This window comes from Cupriavidus sp. USMAA2-4, from assembly GCF_001854305.1.
GTDB lineage: Bacteria > Pseudomonadota > Gammaproteobacteria > Burkholderiales > Burkholderiaceae > Cupriavidus > Cupriavidus malaysiensis.
The window spans coordinates 2,662,005-2,684,091 of sequence record NZ_CP017748.1; the positions used below are offsets into that span (position 1 = coordinate 2,662,005).

18 protein-coding genes, 1 tRNA gene and 2 riboswitches are annotated in these 22,087 nt (G+C 70.3%); of the genes, 11 read left to right on the plus strand and 8 right to left on the minus strand.

Annotated elements, in window-relative coordinates; translation table 11 throughout:
- Positions 1 to 71: 71 nt before the first annotated feature.
- The 3 genes from gcvH to BKK79_RS11620 form a co-directional block, all read right to left on the minus strand.
- Positions 72 to 452 (minus strand): glycine cleavage system protein GcvH, encoded by a 381-nt coding sequence (gene gcvH, locus BKK79_RS11610; RefSeq protein ID WP_071010364.1) that lies wholly within the window; start codon positions 450 to 452, stop codon positions 72 to 74.
- Between the two features lie 100 nt (positions 453 to 552).
- Positions 553 to 1,680 (minus strand): glycine cleavage system aminomethyltransferase GcvT, encoded by a 1,128-nt coding sequence (gcvT, locus tag BKK79_RS11615; RefSeq protein ID WP_071010362.1) that lies wholly within the window; start codon positions 1,678 to 1,680, stop codon positions 553 to 555.
- Positions 1,681 to 1,776: 96 nt separating this feature from the next.
- A riboswitch (glycine riboswitch) is annotated at positions 1,777 to 1,914 on the minus strand.
- A gap of 21 nt (positions 1,915 to 1,935) precedes the next feature.
- Positions 1,936 to 2,024, minus strand: a riboswitch (glycine riboswitch).
- A gap of 58 nt (positions 2,025 to 2,082) precedes the next feature.
- Positions 2,083 to 2,325 carry a glycine zipper 2TM domain-containing protein gene (locus BKK79_RS11620; RefSeq protein WP_071010360.1) on the minus strand — a complete coding sequence of 81 codons (243 nt, stop codon included), beginning with the start codon at positions 2,323 to 2,325 and terminating at the stop codon, positions 2,083 to 2,085.
- 312 nt (positions 2,326 to 2,637) lie between these two features.
- Between BKK79_RS11620 and BKK79_RS11625 the strand changes: the two genes are divergently transcribed.
- Entirely contained in the window at positions 2,638 to 4,731 is a 2,094-nt protein-coding gene (locus BKK79_RS11625) for a UvrD-helicase domain-containing protein (RefSeq protein WP_071037751.1), read from the plus strand.
- Positions 4,732 to 5,037: 306 nt separating this feature from the next.
- Here the strand turns inward: BKK79_RS11625 and BKK79_RS11630 are convergent, their stop codons facing one another.
- Complete coding sequence (locus tag BKK79_RS11630) at positions 5,038 to 5,610, minus strand: hypothetical protein (protein ID WP_071037752.1); 573 nt, start codon at positions 5,608 to 5,610, stop codon at positions 5,038 to 5,040.
- Positions 5,611 to 5,871: 261 nt separating this feature from the next.
- Here BKK79_RS11630 and BKK79_RS11635 point away from each other — a divergent pair, with 261 nt between their 5' ends.
- The 3 genes from BKK79_RS11635 (at position 5,872) to hemN (ending at position 9,530) form a co-directional block, all read left to right on the plus strand.
- Positions 5,872 to 6,606 (plus strand): response regulator, encoded by a 735-nt coding sequence (locus BKK79_RS11635; RefSeq protein ID WP_156811074.1) that lies wholly within the window; start codon positions 5,872 to 5,874, stop codon positions 6,604 to 6,606.
- 38 nt (positions 6,607 to 6,644) lie between these two features.
- Positions 6,645 to 7,781 carry an ATP-binding protein gene (locus BKK79_RS11640; protein WP_071038520.1) on the plus strand — a complete coding sequence of 379 codons (1,137 nt, stop codon included), beginning with the start codon at positions 6,645 to 6,647 and terminating at the stop codon, positions 7,779 to 7,781.
- A gap of 231 nt (positions 7,782 to 8,012) precedes the next feature.
- The gene (gene hemN, locus BKK79_RS11645) at positions 8,013 to 9,530 is read left to right on the plus strand and encodes an oxygen-independent coproporphyrinogen III oxidase (RefSeq protein ID WP_071037753.1); all 1,518 of its coding nucleotides are present in this window, start codon (positions 8,013 to 8,015) and stop codon (positions 9,528 to 9,530) included.
- 212 nt (positions 9,531 to 9,742) lie between these two features.
- Here the strand turns inward: hemN and BKK79_RS11650 are convergent, their stop codons facing one another.
- On the minus strand, positions 9,743 to 10,606 hold the full coding sequence (locus BKK79_RS11650; protein ID WP_071010353.1) for a c-type cytochrome: 864 nt from the start codon (positions 10,604 to 10,606) through the stop codon (positions 9,743 to 9,745).
- Between the two features lie 360 nt (positions 10,607 to 10,966).
- On the opposite strand from BKK79_RS11650, the gene BKK79_RS11655 reads away from it, so the two are divergent.
- The 4 genes from BKK79_RS11655 (at position 10,967) to BKK79_RS11670 (ending at position 13,738) form a co-directional block, all read left to right on the plus strand.
- Positions 10,967 to 11,042, plus strand: a tRNA-Arg gene (locus BKK79_RS11655).
- A gap of 273 nt (positions 11,043 to 11,315) precedes the next feature.
- Positions 11,316 to 12,152, plus strand: coding sequence for a polyphosphate kinase 2 (gene ppk2, locus BKK79_RS11660; protein ID WP_071010352.1), 837 nt, complete (start codon positions 11,316 to 11,318; stop codon positions 12,150 to 12,152).
- A 198-nt stretch (positions 12,153 to 12,350) separates the two neighbouring features.
- On the plus strand, positions 12,351 to 12,557 hold the full coding sequence (locus tag BKK79_RS11665) for a YgaP family membrane protein (protein ID WP_071037754.1): 207 nt from the start codon (positions 12,351 to 12,353) through the stop codon (positions 12,555 to 12,557).
- A 281-nt stretch (positions 12,558 to 12,838) separates the two neighbouring features.
- A complete protein-coding gene (locus tag BKK79_RS11670; protein WP_071010348.1) occupies positions 12,839 to 13,738 on the plus strand; it encodes an SMP-30/gluconolactonase/LRE family protein in 900 nt (299 codons plus the stop codon).
- 124 nt (positions 13,739 to 13,862) lie between these two features.
- On the opposite strand, the gene BKK79_RS11675 is transcribed toward BKK79_RS11670, so the two are convergent.
- Positions 13,863 to 14,870: a sterol desaturase family protein gene (locus tag BKK79_RS11675; RefSeq protein ID WP_071037755.1), complete on the minus strand. Its 1,008-nt coding sequence runs from the start codon at positions 14,868 to 14,870 to the stop codon at positions 13,863 to 13,865.
- A gap of 53 nt (positions 14,871 to 14,923) precedes the next feature.
- On the minus strand, positions 14,924 to 15,946 hold the full coding sequence (locus BKK79_RS11680) for a YncE family protein (RefSeq protein ID WP_071037756.1): 1,023 nt from the start codon (positions 15,944 to 15,946) through the stop codon (positions 14,924 to 14,926).
- A gap of 368 nt (positions 15,947 to 16,314) precedes the next feature.
- Between BKK79_RS11680 and BKK79_RS11685 the strand changes: the two genes are divergently transcribed.
- Entirely contained in the window at positions 16,315 to 17,223 is a 909-nt protein-coding gene (locus BKK79_RS11685) for a cation diffusion facilitator family transporter (RefSeq protein ID WP_071037757.1), read from the plus strand.
- 58 nt (positions 17,224 to 17,281) lie between these two features.
- Complete coding sequence (gene arfB / locus BKK79_RS11690; RefSeq protein ID WP_071037758.1) at positions 17,282 to 17,686, plus strand: alternative ribosome rescue aminoacyl-tRNA hydrolase ArfB; 405 nt, start codon at positions 17,282 to 17,284, stop codon at positions 17,684 to 17,686.
- Positions 17,687 to 17,729: 43 nt separating this feature from the next.
- Here arfB and BKK79_RS11695 read toward each other — a convergent pair whose 3' ends face one another.
- Positions 17,730 to 18,386, minus strand: a complete 657-nt coding sequence (locus BKK79_RS11695; RefSeq protein ID WP_071010340.1) for a TetR family transcriptional regulator — start codon at positions 18,384 to 18,386, stop codon at positions 17,730 to 17,732.
- A 367-nt stretch (positions 18,387 to 18,753) separates the two neighbouring features.
- Here BKK79_RS11695 and BKK79_RS11700 point away from each other — a divergent pair, with 367 nt between their 5' ends.
- Positions 18,754 to 22,026 carry a bifunctional cytochrome P450/NADPH--P450 reductase gene (locus BKK79_RS11700; RefSeq protein WP_071037759.1) on the plus strand — a complete coding sequence of 1,091 codons (3,273 nt, stop codon included), beginning with the start codon at positions 18,754 to 18,756 and terminating at the stop codon, positions 22,024 to 22,026.
- Positions 22,027 to 22,087 lie beyond the last annotated feature (61 nt).

Consider the following 22,087-nt stretch of genomic DNA (forward strand, 5'->3'; position numbering starts at 1 on the left):
GGCGCCGGTGGTCGGCCGGCCGCCGCGCGGTCGTTCGGTCTCGGCGGCCCCGTCGCCGGGGCCGCGCGGCGTCAGGCGCCGACGCTGGCCTTGTAGGCGTCGGCCGACATCAGGCCGTTGACGTCGTCGGCGTTGGCCGGCTTCAGCTTGAACAGCCAGGCCTCGAAGGCGTTGGCGTTGACGCTCTCCGGCTCGGCGCTGGCGGCGTCGTTGATGGCGATGACCTCGCCGGCCACCGGCGCGTAGATGTCGGAGGCGGCCTTGACCGACTCGACCACGGCCAGCGCGTCGCCGGCGCCGACGCTGCGGCCCACTTCGGGCAGCTCGAGGAAGACGATGTCGCCCAGCGCGTCCTGCGCATGGTCCGTGATGCCGATGGTCAGCGTGCCGTCGGCTTCGACGCGCACCCACTCATGCGACTCGGTGTACTTGAGTTCGGGGGGGAAGTTCATGTGGATTCTCCGGATTCGGTTGGTTCGTCTGTTCTGGGCGCGCCCGCGCGCGGGCGCGCCATGACCGTTGGCTCTTGACCTTGTTTGACCGTTGCGAGCGTCAGCTCACGAGTGCCTTGCCATTGCGCACAAACGGCAGTTTAACCACAGTCGCCGCCAGCTTGCGGCCGCGGATCTCCACTTCGACGCTGTCGCCGGGTTGCGCGCCCAGCGGCAGGCGGGCGAAGGCGATCGAAAGGGACAGGGTCGGGCTGAAGGTGCCGCTGGTGGTCTCGCCGTTGCCAGCGGGCGTGACGACGGTCTGGTGGGCGCGCAGCACGCCGCCCTTGTCGCGCAGGACCAGGCCGGCGAAGGCGGCCTTCTGGCCGTCGGCCAGCAGGGCGGCCTTGCCGGTGAAGTCGCGTTCGCTCTGCAGGTCGACGGTCCAGGCCAGGCCCGCATCCAGCGGCGAAGTGTGGATATCCATGTCCTGTCCATACAGGTTCATGCCCGCTTCCAGGCGCAGCGTGTCGCGCGCGCCCAGGCCGGCCGGGCGCACGCCGGCGGCATCCAGCTTTTCCCACACCGCGGCGACGTTGTCGGCCGGCACCACCAGCTCGAAGCCGTCCTCGCCGGTGTAGCCGGTGCGTGCGACCATGATTTCGCCGATGGCCGGGTCCTGCACCACGAGGGCGTTGAAGGGCTTGAGCGCTTCGCTCGGCTGGGTGCTGGGGAAGGCGCCCCATACCTTGGCGCGCGCGTTCGGGCCCTGCACCGCGACGATGGCCAGCGGCGCCACGCCCGCGGGGGCGTTGTCGGCGCGCCGCGGCGTGATCGCGACTCCGCTGCCGGTGGCGGCATTACGGGCGCGGATCCATTCGATATCGGTGGGTGCGGTGCTGGCGTTGACCACCAGGCGGAAGCGGTCTTCGGCGAAGAAGTAGACGATCAGGTCGTCGATGACGTGGCCCTTGTCGTCGAGCATGCAGGAGTAGAGCGCCTTGCCCGGCGTCTGCAGCTTGTCCACGTTGTTGGCCAGCAGGCCGCGCAGGAAGGCGCGCACGTGGGGACCGGCGAGGTCGACCACGCACATGTGGGAGACGTCGAACATGCCGGCGTCGCTGCGCACGGCGTGGTGTTCCTCGATCTGGGAGCCGTAGTTGACCGGCATGTCCCAGCCGCCGAAGTCGACCATGCGGGCGCCGAGGGCGCGGTGGATGGCATTGAGGGGCGTGGCCTGGAGCGTCATGGGTTCCTCGGGGACGGATCTCTGCGGTTGCGAAAACGAAAAAAGGGCCATCCGCCGCATGGCTCGCGCGCGTCGCGCTGCGAATCCGCTGCGGCGGATGACCCCTCTGTCCTCGATACCTGAGAGATTACAGGGTGGCTCCTGGCGGAACCGGGCCCTGCGCGCCCCTTCGGTGGACACGCTCACCGTCATTCATGCGAACGATGGCGGGTGTCGCTCTCCAGAGTACGGCGTGCATCGTGTGCATATTGCCCGCCGATCCGACCAGTCCATGGTGCCTGAGAGTTTTCGGGTGATACCCCTTCGGCGGCGCGATGCCTCGCGCGCTCTCCCGGCCGGATGCGCGCAATGTACGGGACGCCCCCCGCTTTGTCAACGCGCCCCGGGCCGGCGGGGCAGGGCTCACCGGCCCCTGCGGTTCGGGGTGGTGACGTTGCCGATGACACCGCCCACGGCCGCGCCGCCGACGGTGCCCAGCGCATCGCCGCCAGTCAGCACTGCACCCCCGACCGCGCCGATACCGGCGCCGATGGCGGTGTTGCGCTGCTTGGGCGACATGTCCGCGCAGCCGGCGAACGCCACCAGCGTGGCGCTGATCAGGATGGCCTTGGCCAGAGCCGGACGTGCTCGCTTCTGTGTTCGCATAGGACAGCTCCCTTGTGATGATGAGGCCACACCTGGTTGAAGCAGTGTTGGAGCAGCCGTCATACAAGCTCTCTATCCTTCTTAGAGACCGCCATCCGGGACGCGATCCCGGCCATTACTTTTCATTACAGAGCATTACGGCGCGTTACATGACGGCCGGGGACAAAGGCCTCGTCGAGCAGCCTGGCCCGGCGGCGGCGCGTGTTAACATCCTCCGCTTGCACGGTGCCGAGGCGCGCCGGATCCTGCACACGCCGCACCGCATCCGCGGCCCGGCCGTTCCCGTCACACTTCCACGCTGTCTTCCCGCGCATGACCCACGGACTCAATCCCGCCCAATCCGAAGCTGTCCGCTATCTCGATGGTCCCTGCCTGGTACTGGCCGGCGCCGGCTCGGGCAAGACCAGGGTGATCACGCAGAAGATCGCCCACCTGATCGAGGACAAGGGCTTCGAGCCCCGCCACATCGCCGCCGTCACCTTCACCAACAAGGCGGCGAAGGAGATGCAGGAGCGCATCGGCAAGCTGATGGAAGGCAAGACCACGCGCGAAGGCAAGCGTCTGCCGCTCAAGCAGCTGACGGTCTGTACCTTCCACTCCCTCGGCGTGCAGATCCTGCGCGCCGAGGCCGAGCACGTGGGCCTGAAGCCGCAGTTCTCGATCATGGACTCGGACGATTGCTTCGGGCTGGTGCAGGAACAGCTCGGCACCACCGACAAGAAGCTGATCCGCAGCGTGCAGGGCACGATCTCGCTGTGGAAGAACGGCATGGTCGATCCCGAAGCGGCCATCGCGCAGGCCGCCGATGCCGACCAGCACCAGGCCGCGCTGGTCTACCGCAACTACGTGGCCACGCTGCATGCCTACCAGGCGGTGGATTTCGACGACCTGATCCGCCTGCCGGCCGAACTGTTCGCGCGCGACGAGACGGTGCGCCTGAAGTGGCAGAACCGCCTGCGCTACTTCCTGGTCGACGAGTACCAGGACACCAATGCCTGCCAGTACCAGCTGCTCAAGCTGCTGGCGGGTGGCTCGCACCTGCGCGCGCCGGCCTTCACCGCGGTCGGCGACGATGACCAGGCCATCTACGGCTGGCGCGGCGCCACGCTCGACAACCTGCGCCTGCTGCAGACCGATTTCCCCGACCTGAAAGTGATCAAGCTGGAGCAGAACTACCGCTCCACGGTGCGCATCCTCGAAGCGGCCAACGCCGTCATCGCCAACAATCCGAAGCTGTTCGACAAGAAGTTGTGGAGCGAGCACGGCATGGGCGACCCGGTCGCCATCAACCCGATGAACGACGAGGAGCATGAGGCGGAGTCCGTGGTGTTCCGCCTGTCGGCCCACAAGTTCGAGCGCCGCGCGCAGTTCCGCGACTATGCCATCCTGTACCGCGGCAATCACCAGGCACGCCTGTTCGAGCAGATCCTGCGCCGCGAACGCATTCCCTATGTGCTGTCGGGCGGGCAGAGCTTCTTCGACAAGGCGGAAATCAAGGACATCTGCGCCTACCTGCGCCTGATCGCCAATCCGGACGACGACCCTGCTTTCATCCGCGCCATCACCACGCCGCGGCGCGGCGTCGGCAATACCACATTGGAGGTGCTGGGCACCTTCGCCGGCCAGGCCAAGGTCTCGCTGTTCGAGGCGGCCATGATGGGCGGCATCGAAGGCAAGCTGCAGCCGCGCCAGCTGGAGCCGCTGCGCGTGTTCTGCGAGTCGATGGTGCGGCTGGCCGCGCGCGCCGCCAAAGACCCGGCCACGCAGGTGCTCGACGACCTGATGGAAGGCATCCACTACGAGGCCTACCTCTACGACACCTTCGACGAGCGCCAGGCACAGTCCAGGTGGACCACCACGCTGGAATTCCTCGATTGGCTCAAGCGCAAGGGCACCAAGCCCGAGGGTGGCGACGGCACGGGCGAGGCCACTGGCTACGACACCGCCGACGGCTTCGGCGACGAGGGCAAGAACCTGCTCGAGCTGACACAGACGGTGGCACTGATGAGCATGCTCGAGGGCCGCGAAGAAGATCCCGACGCGGTGCGGCTGTCGACGTTGCATGCCTCCAAGGGCCTGGAGTACCCGCATGTGTTCCTGGTCGGCGTGGAGGAGGGCATCCTGCCCCATTGCCGCGAGGACGAGGACATGAGCGACGAGAAGGTCGAGGAAGAGCGCCGCCTGATGTACGTCGGCATCACGCGTGCCCAGCGCAGCCTGCACATCAGCTGGTGCAAGAAGCGCAAGCGCGCGCGCGACACCTATTCCTGCCAGCCGTCGCGCTTCATCGGTGAAATGAAGCTGGAAGAGGCGCCGGCGCCCAAGGACACGGCCCCGGCCATGAGCCCCAAGGACCGCCTGGCCGGACTCAAGGCGCTGCTCGGTAACGGAAAGGCCGGGGTCTGATACAAAGTCGATACATAGGGATACGAGATAGACAAGACCGGCCCCGGCGCGCCGACTAGGATCACCCCCGTCCGCGGCCTTGTGCTGCGGGTACCGTGCGGGGCTTAACCCTTCTGTCCTGCGCGGTCGGGCATGCGTGCCCGGTTCTTCCCTGTTTGACGCCCCCGGCCCAAAGCGCGGGGGCGTTCTTTTATCCACATTCCGGTCACCGCCGATCGCTGCACGCCGCGGCGCCACGCATGCAGCAGCCAGGTCGGCAGGGTGCGGCGAGGCGTGGCACGCGCGCCGCGATACTCCCGGCAGCGCTCAGTGCGGCGGCCCGTCGAAGCCGGGGCCCGCCCGGTCCCTGCCTTCCGGCCCGCCGGGACGGCCCATCTCCAGCTCGTGCATGGCATGCATCGGCGGCATCAGGCCCAGCCAGTGCGCCACCTGGGGCATCGCGCGCAAGCGGCGCCGCTGGGACGCATCGAGGCTCTCATCCAGCGCCAGCCAGCGTTCATCGACCGCGCGGCGGTCCTTCTCCAGCGCATCGTGCAGCCGCTCCATCGCCTGGACGCGCGGGCGCAGCGGTGCGCTGCCGTCGCGCATGCCCTCGGGGTCGCCGCTTTCACGCAGGAAGCGCGCGCGCAGCTCCAGCGCATGGGCGTGTGCTTCACGCGTGGCGGACTCGGCGGCCTGCCACAGCGCGTTCTGCGCGGCATTCAGGCCGAGTGCCTCGCGCGGTGCAAGGTTCGGCCCGGGCCGGGCGGGTGGATCGGACGAGGCGTTCTGCAGCGCATGGGCCGGCAAGGCCAGCGAGCAGGCGCCGCCGAGCACGGCAAGGCTGAGGAGGAAGCGGACGCGGCGCAGCGCGTCCCGAAGGCGGGTCGGGCGTGTCATGGTTTGGCTCCGTGAACAACGAAGGATGTCGGCCCCGGATGGCAGGGTCGGGAACAAGCGGCGCATGGCCGACTTTTTCGATGGTATGCCCCGATTTCGTGCCCAGCTTGAGCACTTGGTCACGCCGCCGACGCTTGCTTGTACAGACAGGTTCGGCCCTGGCTTTCGTCTGTATCGGTGTGGATACAAAGCGGCCAAAGCCAGAGTATGCTGTGCTGCTACAGTGAGCGCTGCGGCGGATGCCGCCTTGCCGACATGAGAATGGAATCCACCGCTACCGCCTCCGCTCCGCTGCAACTACTTGTCGTCGACGACGATACCCAGATCCGCACCATGCTGGCCGACTACCTGTCGACCTTCGGCATGGCGGCCGACGGTGCCGAGGGCGGTGCCGCCATGCGCGCCGCGATGGCCGGCAAGACCTATGACCTGGTCATTCTCGACCTGTCGCTGCCGGGCGAGAACGGCCTGGCGCTGTGCCGCGAGATCCGCGAGCAGAGCGACACGCCGGTGATCATGCTGACGGCGCGCGCCGAACTGGCGGACCGCGTGGTCGGCCTGGAGGTCGGCGCGGACGACTACGTCACCAAGCCCTTCGAGATGCGCGAGCTGGTGGCGCGCATCCACACCGTGCTGCGCCGCAGCCAGGGCGGGCAGCGCCGTCCGGCCGCCGCCGCCGGGCACGAACTGCGCTTCGGCGCCTGGCGGCTCAACACCACGCTGCGCCAGCTGGTCGACGGCGAGGATACGGTGGTGCCGCTGTCCAATGCCGAATTCCGCCTGCTGCTGACCTTCATCGAACATCCGCACCGCGTGCTCGACCGCGAGCTGCTGATCAACCAGGCGCGCGGCCGCGACCTGGACGTGTTCGACCGCAGCATCGACCTGCTGGTGTCGCGCCTGCGCCAGAAGCTGCGCGACGATCCGCGCGATCCGGTGCTGATCCGCACCGTGCGCGGCGAGGGCTACGTCTTCACCGCCAACGTGGAAAGCTGAGCGTGCGTCTTCGCGGTCCGCTGGCGCGCTACGACACCATGTTCGTGCGCCTGTTCCTGGTGATGGCCACCATCATGCTGGCCGTGCACCTGCTCGGCATCACGGTCATCGAGAGCATCTTCCCGCGCCCCGGCCTGGAGCGCCACGACACCACCGCCGCCGGCGCGCGCCACGCCACCCCCGGCCAGCCCTCCGGCGCGATGCCGCCGGGCCCGCCGGGGCTGGAGGTAGGGCGCATGCCACCGCCGCCGCCCGATGATCTGTTCGCCGCCGACCTGCCGCCACCGCCGATGCCACCCCACGGGCCGCCGCGGCGGCTGCACGGCTGGTGGCCGCCGCGCCCGGGCCTGCTGCTGCAGCTTGCCGCCATCGTCGCCGCCTCCTGGGTGGGTGCCCGCCTGCTGGCGCGGCCGATCCAGCAGCTGGCCAGCGGCGCGGGCCGCCTGGCGCAGGACGTCAATGCACCGCAGCTCGACGAGGATACCGGCCCGGTCGAGGCGCGCGCCGCAGCGGTGGCGTTCAACCACATGCAGCAGCGCATCCGCACGCAGATGGGGCAGCAGTCGCGCTTCCTCGCCGCCGTATCGCACGACCTGCGCACGCCGCTGACGCGCATGAGCCTGCGCATCGAGCGCGTCGACGACCGCGACGTGCGCTACCGCCTGCGCCAGGACCTGGCCGAGATGAACGGCCTGATCGACTCCACCCTGTACTACCTGCGCGACCGCGACAGCGGCGAGCCGCGCCAGCGGGTCGACATCCTGGCCCTGCTGCACGCCATCGTCGACGACGCCGCCGAACTCGGCCAGGACGTCACGCTGGACGGCCAGGCGGCGCCGCTGCTGGCCTATCCGGCCGAACTGCGCCGCGCCGTGGTCAATCTGATCGAGAATGCGCACCGCTATGGCGGCGCCGCGCAGATCCGCCTGACCGACGCGCCCGAGCGCGTGGTGATCGACGTCTGCGACGACGGCCCCGGCATTCCGCACGAGGAGTTGCCGCGTGTACTTGAGCCGTTCTACCGTGTGGAGTCCTCGCGCAGCCGCGCCACCGGCGGTGTCGGCATGGGCCTGTCGATCGCGGCCGACATCGTGGCGCGCCACGGCGGCGAACTGAGCCTGGCCAACCGCCCCGAAGGCGGTTTGCGCGTGCGCATGGTGCTGCCGCGCGTCTGACGCGGGCTGAGGTGTGTTTGAGGTGCCTCCGAGTGCGCCTGCGCTCTCGGGAACGCCGGAAGGCCTGGCGCCAGGGGCGTCGAAGGCGGCACGCGACGCCAGCGTGGCAGTCGACACCGCTCGGCGACGGCCGTCCCGCCGTCGCCGCCAGCGCTTGACGCCGGTCAAGCCCCCCGCGCCGCGCCGGGACTAGCATGGGCCATCAGCAATCCGTCCGCCGAGGGCGCCCCCATGTCCGCTCCCACCTCACGCCTCACACCCGCCTCACCCATCACGCCCGCCGCGCGGACGCTCGACCGCGACGCACTGGCAGGTTTCCGCGCGCTCGCCGGCCGCATCGACGGCAACGGCCCGCGCTACACCTCCTATCCGACCGCCGACCGCTTCCATGACGGCATCGGCGAGACCGACTACCGCACGGCGCTGGCCGACAGCAGCCGCGGGGCGTCCGCGCCGGTTCTGCCAACGGGTTCGCCGCTCTCGCTCTACGTGCACGTGCCGTTCTGCGAGAACATCTGCTACTACTGCGGCTGCAACAAGATCATCACGCGCGACCATGGGCGCAGCGCGCGCTACGTCGACTACCTCGCGCGTGAGGCCGCCCAGGTGGCGCAGGCGCTGGGCGCGCGCCGCCAGGTGCTGCAGTCGCACTGGGGCGGCGGCACGCCGACCTTTCTCGACGAAGACGAGATGCGCCGTGTGATGGCCGCGCTGCAGGAGCACTTCGAACTGTCCGCCTACGGCGAGCACTCCATCGAGATCGACCCGCGCGTGGTGGATGATGCGCGCATGGCCCTGCTGGCCGAACTGGGTTTCAACCGCATCAGCCTGGGCGTGCAGGACTTCGATCCCGAGGTGCAGCGCGCCATCCACCGCGAGCAGTCCGTGGCGCAGACGCGCGCCGTGGTCGATGCCGCGCGCCGCCTCGGCATGCGCTCCATCAGCATGGACCTGATCTACGGCCTGCCGCACCAGGACGCGCGGCGCTTCGCCGTGACCATCGAGCGCGTGCTGGAGATGCGGCCCGAGCGGCTCTCGGTCTACAGCTATGCGCACCTGCCGCATGTGTTCAAGCCGCAGCGCCGCATCGACGAAGCGGCGCTGCCGGCGCCGGCCGAAAAGCTCGAGATCCTGGTCGCCACCATCGAGAAACTGAGCGCCGCCGGCTACGTCTACATCGGCATGGACCATTTCGCCTTGCCCGGCGACGACCTCGCCGTGGCGCAGCGCGAGGGCAAGCTGCAACGCAACTTCCAGGGCTATTCGACGCACGCCGGCTACGACCAGGTCGGACTCGGCGTGTCGGCGATCGGCGCGGTGGCCGGACGCTACGTGCAGAACGCGCGCACGCTGGACGACTACTACGCCGCGCTCGACGCCGGCCGGTTGCCGGTGATCCGCGGTTTCCACATGTCCGCCGACGATCACCTGCGGCGCGAGATCATCGGCGCGCTGATGTGCAACGGCGTGCTCGACAGCGCTGCGCTGGCGGCACGCCACGGCATCGATTTCGCAGCCGCCTTCGCCACCGAACTGGCGGACCTGGAGCGCCTGGCCGCCGACGGCCTGGTGGACTGCCGGCCCGGCCGCATCGAGGTGACACCGCTCGGGCGCCTGCTGGTGCGCCGCGTGGCGATGGTATTCGACCGCCACCTGCGCGAAGACGCCGCACGCCGGCGCGCGCTGGCCGGCGAGGCCGCCAACGAAGCGGTAGCGGCCCCGCTGGTGCGCTACTCGCGCGTGGTGTAGCGGGGGCCGGGCGGCGCGCTGCGCCCCCGGCGGCCGCCTGCGCAGGGTTGGCGGCCGGCGTAGTGTGCGGATCGGCCGGACGATTGACCGCACAGAAGGGAAGCAGCATCAGAAGGGAAGCAGCAGGACAAAGCAAAAAGCCCGCGGCATGCCGCGGGCTTTTTCTACTGCGTCGACTGCGCCGGCCGGAACCGCGTCCGGCCGTGCGGAGCTTACTTCGCGGCGGCCGCCATGTAGTCGGCCGCGGCCAGCACGTCGGCATCGGGGCCGGCATAGCCACCCTTGGGCGGCATCACGCCCTTGCCCTTCAGCGCATAGTTGTGCACCACGTCCATGCCTTCCTTCAGGCGCGGCGCCCAGGCCGCCTTGTCGCCGAACTTCGGCGCACCGGCCACGCCGGCCGCATGGCAGGCGGCGCAGACCTGCTCGTAGACCTTCTTGCCGGTATCGGCCGACGCCGCGGCCGGTGCAGCGGCGGCGGCAGGCGCGGGGGCAGCCGCCGGAGCCGGGGCGGCCGCAGCGGTCTCGGCCGCCGGCGCGGAAGCCGCGGCGGTTGCAGCCGCCGGTGCCGCCGGCTCGGGGAACTTGGCGCCGCCCGCATCGGCCATGTAGACCACGGCACGGCCCAGTTCGTAGTCGCTGTAGTCGTCCGGCGTGGTGCCGGCGCGCGCCTGCATCGCGCCCTTGCCGTGCAGCACCGAATTCAGCAGCCCGTCGAAGCCCTGGCCGATGCGCGGGGCCCAGTCGCCGGCGGTGCCGTACTTGGGCGCACCCGCCGCGCCGGTCGCGTGGCAGGCGGAGCAGACTTCCTTGTAGACCTGTTCGCCGGTCTTGTAGACGCGCGGCGCGTTGGCATCCTTCAGCTCGAGCGAAGCGACCGGCTTGATGCGGTCGATCACCGCTTCGGTGGCGTCCGTCGCGCCAGCGCCTTCCTTGGCGCCATGGCCGACGAAGTTGACCAGCAGGATGATGACCAGGATCGGCACCAGGAACGCGGCGATGACTACCGCGATCAACTGCTTGGGCGTCTTGATGGGAGACTCGTGTTCGTCGTGTGGTTGTTGGACGTCGCTCATGCTGAACTCTCGTTTTTTGCAGGAAACCTGTCTGGCCGCATGCGTTCAGTTCTGATCGGCTCGGCCTCGTTCTTCTGGCGCCACGATTCGCGCGCGACGGTCGAGCCAGCGATGAGCCGTGGTTCTCCTCCCGCCGGCGCCACCGCGACGGCTGCGGCGCACCAAGTGGATACGAAGCAGCCCCGTCCTTGCACAAATAGCTAGCGATTATAGCGGCGTTGCCTGATTCGGGGCGGCAAAAGCGACGGCTGCGTGACCTGGCTCAAAGTGCCGGGTGTGCACCGATTGGACGATCCCGGGCAAACAGGGTATGCTATGCGCCTTTCCGGCGGAGGCTGTCGCCTTCGCCACCTGCTCCGCGCGCCCGTAGCTCAATGGATAGAGTACTGCCCTCCGAAGGCAGGGGTTGCTGGTTCGATCCCAGCCGGGCGCGCCACCGCCGCTTTCCGCTTTTCCGCATCGACTCCCCTGGTATTGCCGCCGGCACGTCCATAATGTGCCGAAGAGTTCGCTCGCATGCTGCCGATGCCTTCGTTCGCCGCGAGTGATGCACCGGCCTCCCGCCCGACCCGGGTGCCCTCCAAGTGTCGCGGGGCGGCTCAGGGGCTACCGCGGCGACGCCGGCGCTATGCTTCAGGATCATCGCGCCGCCCATGCCCGGCACCGACAGGCCGCCGGGACAGGCCGACCACAGACCAGGAGGACGACCATGGCAAGCCAGTCCGATCAGGACACCACCGCAGTCACGCCGGACCAGACCACTGCAGGCAAGCCGAAGCTGGGCGCCAAGGCCTACGACAAGGAGCTCTTCCGCATGCACGTGGAGCTGGTCAAGCTGCAGCGCTGGGTGCAGCAGACGGGCGCCAAGGTCTGCGTGCTGTTCGAGGGCCGGGACGGCGCGGGCAAGGGCGGGACCATCAAGGCCATCACCGAGCGCGTCAGTCCGCGCGTGTTCCGCGTGGTGGCCCTGCCTGCACCCACGGAGCGCGAGCGCACGCAGATGTACGTGCAGCGCTACCTGCCGCATATGCCGGCCGGTGGCGAGGTCGTCATTTTCGACCGCAGCTGGTACAACCGGGCCGGCGTCGAGCGGGTGATGGGGTTCTGCACGGAGCAGGAGGTCGAGAGTTTCCTGCGCGACGTGCCGCTGGTGGAAAAGGCGATCATCGATGCCGGCATCATCCTGGTCAAATACTGGCTGGAAATCAGCCAGGCCGAGCAGACCCGGCGCCTGCAATCGCGCATCGACGACGGGCGCAAGCTGTGGAAGCTGTCCGACATGGACCTGCAGTCGTATCGCCGCTGGTACGACTATTCGCGTGCCCGCGACGCGATGTTCGATGCCTCCCACAGCGCCCATGCGCCGTGGCATGTGGTCGATGCCGACGACAAGCGGCGCGCGCGGCTCAATGTCATCGCCCACCTGCTGGGCCGGATCCCCTACCAGGAGCTGCCGCACAAGAAGACCGTGCTGCCCGAGCGGCTGGGGCCGGAAGGCTACGTCGAGGCGGACCACTCGGACAAGCGCATCCCCGAGCGGTTCTGAGCCGGGCGGCGGCGTGCCCTGGCCGGGCCTCCCCATGCTCTGCGCTTGCGCTGCGTCAAGGCCGCGCAGGCGAGACGCTCGTAGCCTGTGGATAAGTGCTCGTGGCAAGCTGCCGCCGGCACCGACCGCCGACCCATGCGGATCCCCGCGTGTGCCGGCCTCTCCCAATCTGCGAGGATATCTGCGAGGAGTCTCGCCATGCACGCCAATGTCGGAACCATTGACCGCGCCGTCCGCATCATCGCCGGGCTGCTGCTGATCGGCCTGGCCGCCACCGGAAAGATCGGCCCGTGGGGCTGGATCGGCGTGGTGCCCCTGCTGACCGGCATCGTCCGGGTCTGCCCGGCCTACAGCCTGCTGGGCATCCGCACCTGCCAGGCACCCAAGGCAGGCGCCCCGGACTGAACGCGGCGCGATCCGCCCGAGGCGCCGCGCTGCAGCATGCGCGCGCCTTGACGCTTGAAAAACCGCCCCGCTACAGTACGCGGGCGACGTGCCGCTTTCGTACTCCCGTGGCGCCGGCCTGGCCACGTCCTCCCGCTGTTTCCCGCCTCATCCCGTGCCGTCGCACCGCGGCAGGCCCGCCCCGCGCGCGGCCTGCGCGAACCGTTCCATCCCGACTGATGCATTCCCCGGAGCGTGCGCCATCGCGCGTTCCGGACACGAACAAGAACAGGAGACGATGCATGGCGAAGCGAGCGTTATCGGTTCTGGTGTCCGGCTATACCTTCCTCGAAGGGCTGCGCTGGCATGAAGACAGGTTGTGGGCGTCGGATTTCTACACCGGCAAGGTCATCGCCGCCGGCCTCGACGGCCGCGTCACCGAGATGGCGCAGGTACCACAGCAGCCGTCCGGGCTGGGCTGGCTGCCCGACGGCCGGCTGCTGATCTCGTCGATGCGCGACCGCAAGGTACTGCGCCGCGAGCCCGACGGCACGCTGGCCGTGCATGCCGACCTCACCGCCCTGACCGGCGGCCATATCAACGACATGGTGGTCGATCGCGCAGGCCGCGCCTACGTCGGCAATTTCGGCTTCGACCTGATGTCCGGCGCGCCCTTCCGCACCACCGGACTGGTCTGCGTCGAGCCCGATGGCGCCGCGCGCGTGGTGGCCGAGGGCCTGTGGTTTCCCAACGGCTCCTTCATCACGCCGGACGGCCGCACCCTGATCGTCAACGAGACCTTCGGCAACCGCGTCTCCGCCTTCGACATCCTGCCCGGCGGCAACCTCGGGCCGCGGCGCGACTGGGCCAGCTTCGGCGCCATGCCCGACAGCGACGACATCGGCACCCTGATGGCCGCCGCCTCGATCGCCCCCGACGGCGGTGCGCTGGACGCCGAAGGCGCGGTCTGGGTGGCCGACGCCATCGGCAAGCGCATCGTGCGCGTACAGCAGGGAGGCAGGATCCTGGAGCAGATCGACACCGGCGAGCAGGGCATCTTCGCCGCCGCGCTGGGCGGCCCCAGGGGCACCACGCTGTTCATGGCGGCCGCACCGAACTTTGCCGAGCACGAGCGCCGTGCCACGCGGCTCGGGCAGATCCTGATGGCGGAGGTGGATGTGCCGCACGCGGGCCTGCCCTGAGCATGTGGGGGGATCGCCGGGCTGGGCCGGTGGCTGGCTGCGGCGCGGTCGATGCCGATCCGGCAAGCCTGGTGTGAAAGGAAAGGGCAGGCGAACGCCTGCCCGGGGTGAGGGAGGCGGGCGCTCAGTCCTGCACGACGACGGCGGCGCCGTGGCCACCGCGCAGGCGCTGCGCCATGCGGCCGAAGGCGCGCCACTGCTGCGCCATCACGCCGCGCCCATAGTCGCGCCCGCTGCCCAGCGGCGGCGGGAGCTGTTCGCGGATGCCGGTCGGCTCCGGCTGGCGCTCCCAGGAAGCCGTGCCGAACAGCATGTCCCACCAGGGGAACAGCACGCCGAAGTTGCAGCCGTAGCGCGTGCCTTCGTGGCCGTAGCCGATGGCATGGTGGCGGCGGTGGAAGGCGGGGCTGACCACCAGCCGCTCCAGCAGCGGGCCGAAGGGCAGGCGGGCGTTGACGTGCTGCACGCTCTGCATGAAGTTGCCCAGCGCCACCAGGACCACGAACTGCGACGGCTGCATGCCGATGAAGAGCGAAATCAGTGCGAAGAAGGCGGCCTGCAGCAGCTCGTCGAGGAAGTGGTTGCGGTCATCGGTCCACAGCGACATCTGTTGCTGGCTGTGGTGCACGGCATGCAGCTCCCACCACAGGCCGAAGCGGTGCTGCCAGCGGTGGTACCAGTAGCCGGCGAAATCCAGCGCCACCAGGTAGACCAGGAAGGACGCCACCGGCCGCTCGTCGGCGTCCGGCAGCAGGCGGTCCAGCGCGATGGCCGGCATGCCGTGCATCACCAGCAGGCTCTGCCAGTGGTGGAACAGCGGCTGCAGCAGGAAGAAGAAGGTCAGGTTGATCACGCCGAGCTTGCCGATCCAGGTGTAGACCACATCGGCGCGCACGTCCTTGCGGTCGGGCCAGCGCTCGATCGGTCGCAGCGCCTCGAGCGGCCGCAGCAGCGCGTACATGGCCGCGACCTGCAGTACGCCGATGATGACCCAGTACAGCGCATCGTAGGCATCCTCGTCGTAGCTCATCAGGCCGAAGTGGAAGCACAGCGGCTGCACGATGTCGATGTAGAGCAGCGTCTGCAGCGCGGCGACCGCGTTGTCGAGCAGGGCGAGCAAGGAGTGCAGCATGGGGCGGGCCGGTTGGAGCAAAGGCGGATGGCGGATCGGTGCGGCGCCGGCGCTCAGTCCGGATTGGGCGCGTGCACCGGCGCGCCGTCGGCGAAGAAGATGCCGTGCGGGGAGCGGCCGACCGCGATGGTATCGACCAGCTTGCGCGCGGGCAGGTCGATCACGCCGACGTGGCGGGCGAAGCGGAAGGTGACCCACAGGTAGCGGTGGTCGGCGCTCAGCGCCATGTCGTCCGGGCCGGGCAGCAGGCCGGCGATGTCGCCGGTCTTCTGCAGCGTGCGGTAGTCGATCAGGCTGATGGTGCTGGCCACGCGGTTGCTGACCGCCACGTGCTGGCCGTCGTCGAGATCGCGGAAATTGTGCGCGCCGCGGCCGGTCGGGATCGACTTGACCACCTGGCGTGCGCGCCAGTCCACCACCTTGACGTCGTCCTCGCCGGTCATGCCGACCAGCAGATAGCGGTCACCCGGCGTCATCCACAGGCCGGCCGGCGTGCTGCCGACCGGCAGCTTCCACAACACGCTCTGCGTGGCGAGGTCGATCGCCGCCAGTTCGCCCGAGTCCTGCAGGGTGACGAAGGCGAGGCGGCCGTCCGAGGTGAAGTTCAGGTGGCTCGGCGTGCGGCCCAGCGGCAGGCGGCGCGCCAGCGTGAGCTGCTGCCCGTCATAGTGGTAGATGTCGACCCGGTCCAGCCGCAGGCCGGCGGTGAGGAACCACTTGTGGTCGGGCGAGAAGCCGAGCTGGTAGGGATCCTCCACGCCTTCGCTCAGGCGCTGCACCTTGCCGGTGTGCGGGTCCAGGAACATCAGGCTGTTCGATACCGAGTTCGCGACGATCAGCGCATGCTGGTCCGGCGTCGCCAGCAGGTGGTGCGGCTCCTTGCCGGTGGGCTCGGTGCGCAGCACCTTGTGCGTGGCCTGGTCGATCAGCGTCAGCGAGGCCTCCCCTGAGTCGAGCACGATGACGGGCTCGGCGGCGCGGGCGGCAGTGGCGCAGGCCAGGCAGCCGGCCAGCAGGGTGAGCGAGGCCAGGGCGGCCAGGGGCCGGCGCAGGGAGGAAAGGGAAGAGACAGGCATGATGCGGGGCGGAATACGGGCCGGAACGGCCAGGGCGGGCGGCCGGGCCGGCCACGCCACGTGGGGCAGGCGCCGCGTGGCGACGCTCCCACGCCATTAACGCGCGATGGCGCGCGCGCGATGACCGCGGCCGCCCGGCCAGGGCGGCGCCTGCCGCGCGGCCGACACGCGGCCGACACGCGGCTGCGGTAGCATTGCCGGCGACAGGGCCGGCACCGGCGCCGCGCGTGCGCCGGCGGAGCACGGCCCGCCAGAGGATCGGGAACATGGTGCGGGAATCGCAAGGGACGGAACGGGTGGGGCAGGCAGACGGAGTGAGACAGGCGGCACAAGACGTGGTGCAAGACGTGGCGCAGGAGACGGTGCCGATGGCGCCGTTGCGTGGCGACGCCGAGGACGGCCTCGCCGCCCGGCAGGCCACCGCCCGCCTCAGCACGCTGGTGAGCGTGGCAGTCAACAGCGTGCTGAGCGTGGTGCAGATCGTCGCCGGCCTGCTGTCCGGCTCGAGCGGCCTGGTGGCCGACGGCGTGCACACGCTGTCGGATCTGGTGGCCGATTTTGTCGTGCTGTTCGCCGGCCACCAGGGCGGCAAAGCCCCGGACGAGGACCACCACTACGGACACCAGCGCTACGAGAACGCCGCCTCGCTCGCGCTCGGCCTGCTGCTGCTGGCGGTCGGCATCGGCATGCTGTGGTCGGCCGCGCACAAGCTGCAGCACCCCGAGGACATCCTGCACGTCACCTCGGTCGCGCTATGGGTGGCGCTGGCCACGCTGGTGGCCAAGGAATCGCTGTTCCGCTACATGCTGGCGGCGGCGCAGCGGGTGCGCTCCAGCATGCTGGTGGCCAACGCCTGGCACGCGCGCTCGGACGCCGCCTCCTCCCTGGTGGTCGCGTGCGGCATCGGCGGCAATCTGCTTGGCTACCACCTGCTCGATCCGGTGGCGGCCATCGTGGTGGGCCTGATGGTGGCGCGCATGGGCTGGGGCTTCAGCCGGGAGGCCTTGCGCGACCTGACCGATCGCGCCGCCGACGCCGAGACGGTGGAAGCCCTGCGCGTGCTGATCGCCGCCACGCCCGGCGTGCAGGGTGTGCACGACCTGAAGACGCGCAAGATGGGCGACATGATCCTGGTCGACGTGCACCTGGAGGTCGACGGCAGCCTGAGCGTGGCCCAGGGCCATGCCATCGCCACCGAGGCCAGCAACCGCGCCATGGCGCGCGCTGACGTGCTTAACGTGATGACCCACGTCGATCCGGTCAGCGTGCCGCGCTGAGCGGCAGGCGCGGTACCCCGTACCCCATATCGGCCTCGCCGCTTGCTAAGATGCGGCCATGCACGGCGAGCCGACCATCCCCCACCACGAGTACGAGATCATGGCGATCCGCGCCCAGGGCGCGGGCGGCCAGAACATCAACAAGGTCTCCAACGCCGTCCACCTGCGCTTCGATATCCGCGCCTCGTCACTGCCCGCCGACCACCAGGAGCGCCTGCTGCAGCTGCACGACCACCGCATCACGCGCGACGGCGTGGTGGTGATCAAGGCGCAGCAGCACCGCAGCCTGGAAGCCAACCGCGAGGAAGCCGTGCGCCGCCTGCACGAACTGGTGCGCAGCGTGGCCACGCCGCCGCGCGTGCGCCGTGCCACCCGTCCCACGCTGGCCTCGCGCCGGCGCCGCCTGGAGGGCAAGAGCCAGCGCAGCGCACTCAAGGTGCAGCGCGGCAAGGTGGTCGAGTAGGCGCGCCTCGCGCGCGCCGCATCAAAGCCGCATCAGGGCTGTCTCAGCGGGCCGACAGGCGCGCCGCGCCGGCGGCCTCGGCGGCGCGGCAGGCCTCGCCCGCCTGCGTCGCGGCGGCGCCGTGCAGCAGCCAGGCGACGAAGCGTACCGCGCGCCCCACGTGGGCGCGCCGGCCGGCCTCGTCCGCCTCCAGGTACTCGGCCGACAGGTGGAACAGGTGGAAGACGATCTCCGCGCAGGCCGCGTCGACGGTCGCGCGCGGCAGTGAGGGAATGAGTTGCAGGCGTTCGATGTCCTCGGCGATCTCGGCGGCGATATCGGCCAGCAGCTGGCGGATCGCCGCGCGCAGCCCAGGCTGCGGACCGGTGCTGCCGCACAGCGCCAGCAGGAAGGCATCGGCATGGCCATGCGCGTAGGCGAAGAAGGCGCCGCAGGTGCGTTCGGCCACGGCCTGCGAGCTGTCGCGCGCGGCCGCCCAGCGCACCTCGCGCAGCATCGGCCGCAGGGCATCGCTGACCTCGGCGATGGCGGTCAGCGCCAGGTCCTCCATGTCGCGGAAATGGCGATAGAAGGTATTCGGGTTGAGTCCGGCCTCGCGCGCGAGTTCGCGCAGGCCCAGCGCGGCGAAGCTGCGCTTGGCGGCGGCCAGCCGCAGGGCGGCGTCGATCAATCTGCGTTTGCCGTCGGCGATGTCTTCCATGTGCTGCCAGCTTGGCGGGCGGTGGCCCGCGTGTGTCTTCAGATCTACAAATTGTGCACCAGACGCGCCCGGTGCCCGGCACCCTGCGCATGCGCGCGGCGCCGGCCATGCAAACGCGCGGCACCCCGCGCCATGTGCATTGACATCCTGTCTACATTCGTCTACTTTGCTGCAGAAGTAGACGAATGTCTACCGGACATCGACTGCGGCTCCGGTTCCGGTGTCGGTGGCATCTCCGGTGCCGCTGCCGTGCTCCGCACCGGCTGCCACGTGCGTATTGTCTACCGGTATCGCCCCAGGATGTTTCCCACCGGCGCGCCAGGCGCGCCGGCCGCCTACGACTCCTAGCCGCCCCTGCGCGCCCACTATGACGCAAGCCGCCACTTCCTCGTCCCAGGCCCCGGTTGCCGGCCGGCCCGCCGCCTCCCTGCAGCCGATCCCGCGCGATCCGGGCTGGCCGCTGGTGGGCAATATCCTGCAGATCAAGCCGGGCGCCTTCGCCCAGCACCTGATGGCGCGCGCGCGGGCGCACGAGGGCATCTTCGAACTCGACTTCGCCGGGCGCCGCGTGCCTTTCGTCACGTCGGCGGCCCTGGCGGCGGAGCTGGCCGATGCCGCGCGCTTCCGCAAGTTCATCGGCCCGCCGCTGTCCTTCCTGCGCGACGTGGCCGGCGACGGCCTGTTCACCGCGCATACCGACGAAGCCAACTGGGGGCGCGCCCACCGCATCCTGATGCCGGCCTTCAGCCAGCGCGCGATGAAGGGCTACTTCGACGTGATGCTGCGCGTGGCCATGCGCCTGGTCGACAAGTGGGACCGCCAGGGCCCGGATGCCGACATCGCCGTCTCCGACGACATGACGCGGCTGACGCTGGACACCATCGCCCTGTCCGGTTTCGGCTACGACTTCGACTCCTTCGCCAGCCAGCAGCTCCATCCCTTCATCGACGCCATGGTCGGCGCGCTGGAAGAGGCCATGGGCAAGCTGACGCGCTTCCCGCTGCAGGACCGCTTCATGCACGCGGCGCACCGCAAGTTCGCCGAGGACACGCGCTTCATGCGCGAACTGGTCGACGACGTGATCCGCCAGCGCCGCCAGTCGCCCACGCCCGCGCGCGACCTGCTCAACCTGATGCTGGAGGCGCGCGACCCCGAGACCGACCAGCGCCTGGACGACGTCAATATCCGCAACCAGGTGATCACCTTCCTGATCGCCGGCCACGAGACCACCAGCGGCCTGCTGACCTTCGCCCTGTACGAGCTGATGCGCCATCCGGGCGTGCTGGCCCAGGCCTATGCCGAAGTGGACGCGGTGCTGCCCGGCGACGCGCCGCCGGCCTACGCCGACCTGGCGCGCCTGCAGGTGCTGGACCGCGTGCTCAAGGAAACGCTGCGCCTGTGGCCGACCGCGCCCGCCTTCTCGGTGGCGCCCTTCGAGGATACGGTGATCGGCGGACGCTACCGCATCCACAAGGACCGCCGCGTCGCGGTGGTGCTGACGGCGCTGCACCGCGATCCGGCCGTGTGGGACGATCCCGAGCGCTTCGACATCGACCGCTTCCTGCCCGAGAACGAGGCACGCATCCATCCGCATGCCTACAAGCCCTTCGGTAACGGCGAGCGCGCCTGCATCGGCCGCCAGTTCGCGCTGACCGAGGCCAAGCTGGCGCTGGCGCTGATGCTGCGCCACTTCCAGCTGCACGATCCGCACGACTACCAGTTCCGCATCAAGGAAACGCTGACCCTCAAGCCCGACCACTTCCTGCTGCGCGCGCGCCGGCGCCGTCCGCACGAACGCATCGTGGTGGCGGCGCCCGCCTCCGGCGCCGTCACGGCCGCGGCGGCGCGCCCGGTGGTGGCAGCCGGCGGCGAGACGCTGGCGGTGCTGTGCGCCTCCAGCCTCGGCACCGCGCGCGAGCTGGCCGAGCAGGTCCAGGCGGGCGCGCTGGCGGCCGGCTACGAGGCCACGCTGCACGACCTCGACGACGCGCTCGGCAAGCTGCCCACGCAAGGGCTGGCGGTGATCGTGGCGGCCACCTACAACGGCCGCGCGCCCGACAACGCGCGCCGCTTCGAAGCCATGCTGGATGCCGCCGGCGATGCGCCGGGCGACTGGCGCGCCGGCGGCCTGCGCTACGCGGTGCTCGGCTGCGGCAATTCGCAGTGGGCCACCTACCAGGCCTTTCCCAAGCGCCTCGACACCTTCTTCGCCGCCGCCGGCGCCCGGCCCCTGCTGGCGCGCGGGGAGGCCGACGGCAATGCCGATTTCGACCAGGCCGCCGAGCAGTGGCTGGCGGCGCTGTGGAGCGCGCTCGCGCAGCAGCAGCCGCACGCGCCCGGCCCGGCCCCGGGCGCCGAGGGCGCGCCGCCGCTGGCGGTCGAGGTCGCGCTGCGCGGCATCGACGAGATCCGCGCCAGCGTGCTGCCTTCCAACACCCAGCCGTTCACCGTGCTCGCCAACCGCGAACTGGTGAGCGATCCCGCCGGCCTGTGGGACTTCGCCGTCGAGCCGCCGCGCACCTCGACGCGCGACATCCGGCTGCGCCTGCCCGAGGGAGCCCGCTATGCCGCCGGCGACCACCTCGCCGTCTACCCGCAGAACCGTCCGGCACTGGTGCACGACCTGTGCGAGCGGCTCGACCTCGATCCCGAAGCGGTGGTCACGCTGTCGGCGCCACGCGCCGGCGCGGCGCGCGGCCTGCCCTTGGGACAGCCCCTGCCACTGCGCGCGCTGCTCACGCACTTCGTCGAACTGCAGGATGTGGTGTCGCGCCAGACCCTGCGCCTGCTGGCGCAGCGCACACGCTGCCCGTTCACGCGGCAGTCGCTGGAGCGCCTGGGCTCGGACGATGCCGCCCAAGGCTACGCGGCCCAGGTGGCGGCGCACCGCCTCGGCCTGCCCGACCTGCTGGCGCGCTTCCCGGCCATCGAGCTCGACCTCGCCGGCCTGCTGGCCTGCGTGGTGCCGATGCGCCCGCGCTTCTACTCAATCGCCTCCTCGCCGCTGGTCTCGCCCGATGTGGCCACGCTCACGGTCGGCACCGTGCTGGCGCCGGCCCTGTCGGGGCGCGGCCAGTTCCGCGGCGTGGCGTCCAACTGGCTGCAGGGACTGGCGCCGGGCGCCACGGTGGCGGCCGCCATCCGCACGCCCAACCCGCCGTTCGCGCCGGAGGCCGACCCCGCGCAAGCCATGATCCTGATCGGGCCCGGCACTGGCATCGCCCCCTTCCGCGGCTTCCTCGAAGAGCGTGCCGCGCAGCAGGCCGCAGGACAGGCCGTGGCCCCGGTCGAGCTCTACTTCGGCTGCCGCCACCCGCAGCACGACTGGCTGTATCGCGACGAGATGCTGGCCTGGCAGGCGCAGGGTGTGGCGCGCCTGCACGTGGCGCACTCTGCCACCGGCGCCCCCGCGCGCTTCGTCCAGGACCTGCTGTGGCAGCAGCGCGCCGAGCTGTGGCGCCAGCTCAGCGCCGGTGCCGTGGCCTACCTGTGCGGCGACGGGCGCCAGATGGCGCCGGCGGTGCGCAAGACGCTGATGGACATCGCCGTGGCCGAGGGCGGCCTGGACGGCGATGCCGCCTCGGCCTGGTTCGCCGGCCTGGTGGCCGAGGGCCGCTACCGGCAGGACGTGTTCAACTAGGCCCGGGCCAGGCCGGGCCAGGCGGCCGGCCTGGCAGGATTCGACGGATCGTTGTCCGTCG

Excerpts from the sequence above, each read along its gene's own strand:
- gcvH (WP_071010364.1), bottom strand. The coding sequence starts at position 452 with ATGAACTTCCCCCCCGAACTCAAGTACACCGAGTCGCATGAGTGGGTG.
- gcvT (WP_071010362.1), bottom strand. The coding sequence starts at position 1,680 with ATGACGCTCCAGGCCACGCCCCTCAATGCCATCCACCGCGCCCTCGGC.
- BKK79_RS11620 (WP_071010360.1), bottom strand. The coding sequence starts at position 2,325 with ATGCGAACACAGAAGCGAGCACGTCCGGCTCTGGCCAAGGCCATCCTG.
- BKK79_RS11625 (WP_071037751.1), top strand. The coding sequence starts at position 2,638 with ATGACCCACGGACTCAATCCCGCCCAATCCGAAGCTGTCCGCTATCTC.
- BKK79_RS11630 (WP_071037752.1), bottom strand. The coding sequence starts at position 5,610 with ATGACACGCCCGACCCGCCTTCGGGACGCGCTGCGCCGCGTCCGCTTC.
- BKK79_RS11635 (WP_156811074.1), top strand. The coding sequence starts at position 5,872 with ATGGAATCCACCGCTACCGCCTCCGCTCCGCTGCAACTACTTGTCGTC.
- BKK79_RS11640 (WP_071038520.1), top strand. The coding sequence starts at position 6,645 with ATGTTCGTGCGCCTGTTCCTGGTGATGGCCACCATCATGCTGGCCGTG.
- hemN (WP_071037753.1), top strand. The coding sequence starts at position 8,013 with ATGTCCGCTCCCACCTCACGCCTCACACCCGCCTCACCCATCACGCCC.
- BKK79_RS11650 (WP_071010353.1), bottom strand. The coding sequence starts at position 10,606 with ATGAGCGACGTCCAACAACCACACGACGAACACGAGTCTCCCATCAAG.
- ppk2 (WP_071010352.1), top strand. The coding sequence starts at position 11,316 with ATGGCAAGCCAGTCCGATCAGGACACCACCGCAGTCACGCCGGACCAG.
- BKK79_RS11665 (WP_071037754.1), top strand. The coding sequence starts at position 12,351 with ATGCACGCCAATGTCGGAACCATTGACCGCGCCGTCCGCATCATCGCC.
- BKK79_RS11670 (WP_071010348.1), top strand. The coding sequence starts at position 12,839 with ATGGCGAAGCGAGCGTTATCGGTTCTGGTGTCCGGCTATACCTTCCTC.
- BKK79_RS11675 (WP_071037755.1), bottom strand. The coding sequence starts at position 14,870 with ATGCTGCACTCCTTGCTCGCCCTGCTCGACAACGCGGTCGCCGCGCTG.
- BKK79_RS11680 (WP_071037756.1), bottom strand. The coding sequence starts at position 15,946 with ATGCCTGTCTCTTCCCTTTCCTCCCTGCGCCGGCCCCTGGCCGCCCTG.
- BKK79_RS11685 (WP_071037757.1), top strand. The coding sequence starts at position 16,315 with ATGGCGCCGTTGCGTGGCGACGCCGAGGACGGCCTCGCCGCCCGGCAG.
- arfB (WP_071037758.1), top strand. The coding sequence starts at position 17,282 with ATGCACGGCGAGCCGACCATCCCCCACCACGAGTACGAGATCATGGCG.
- BKK79_RS11695 (WP_071010340.1), bottom strand. The coding sequence starts at position 18,386 with ATGGAAGACATCGCCGACGGCAAACGCAGATTGATCGACGCCGCCCTG.
- BKK79_RS11700 (WP_071037759.1), top strand. The coding sequence starts at position 18,754 with ATGACGCAAGCCGCCACTTCCTCGTCCCAGGCCCCGGTTGCCGGCCGG.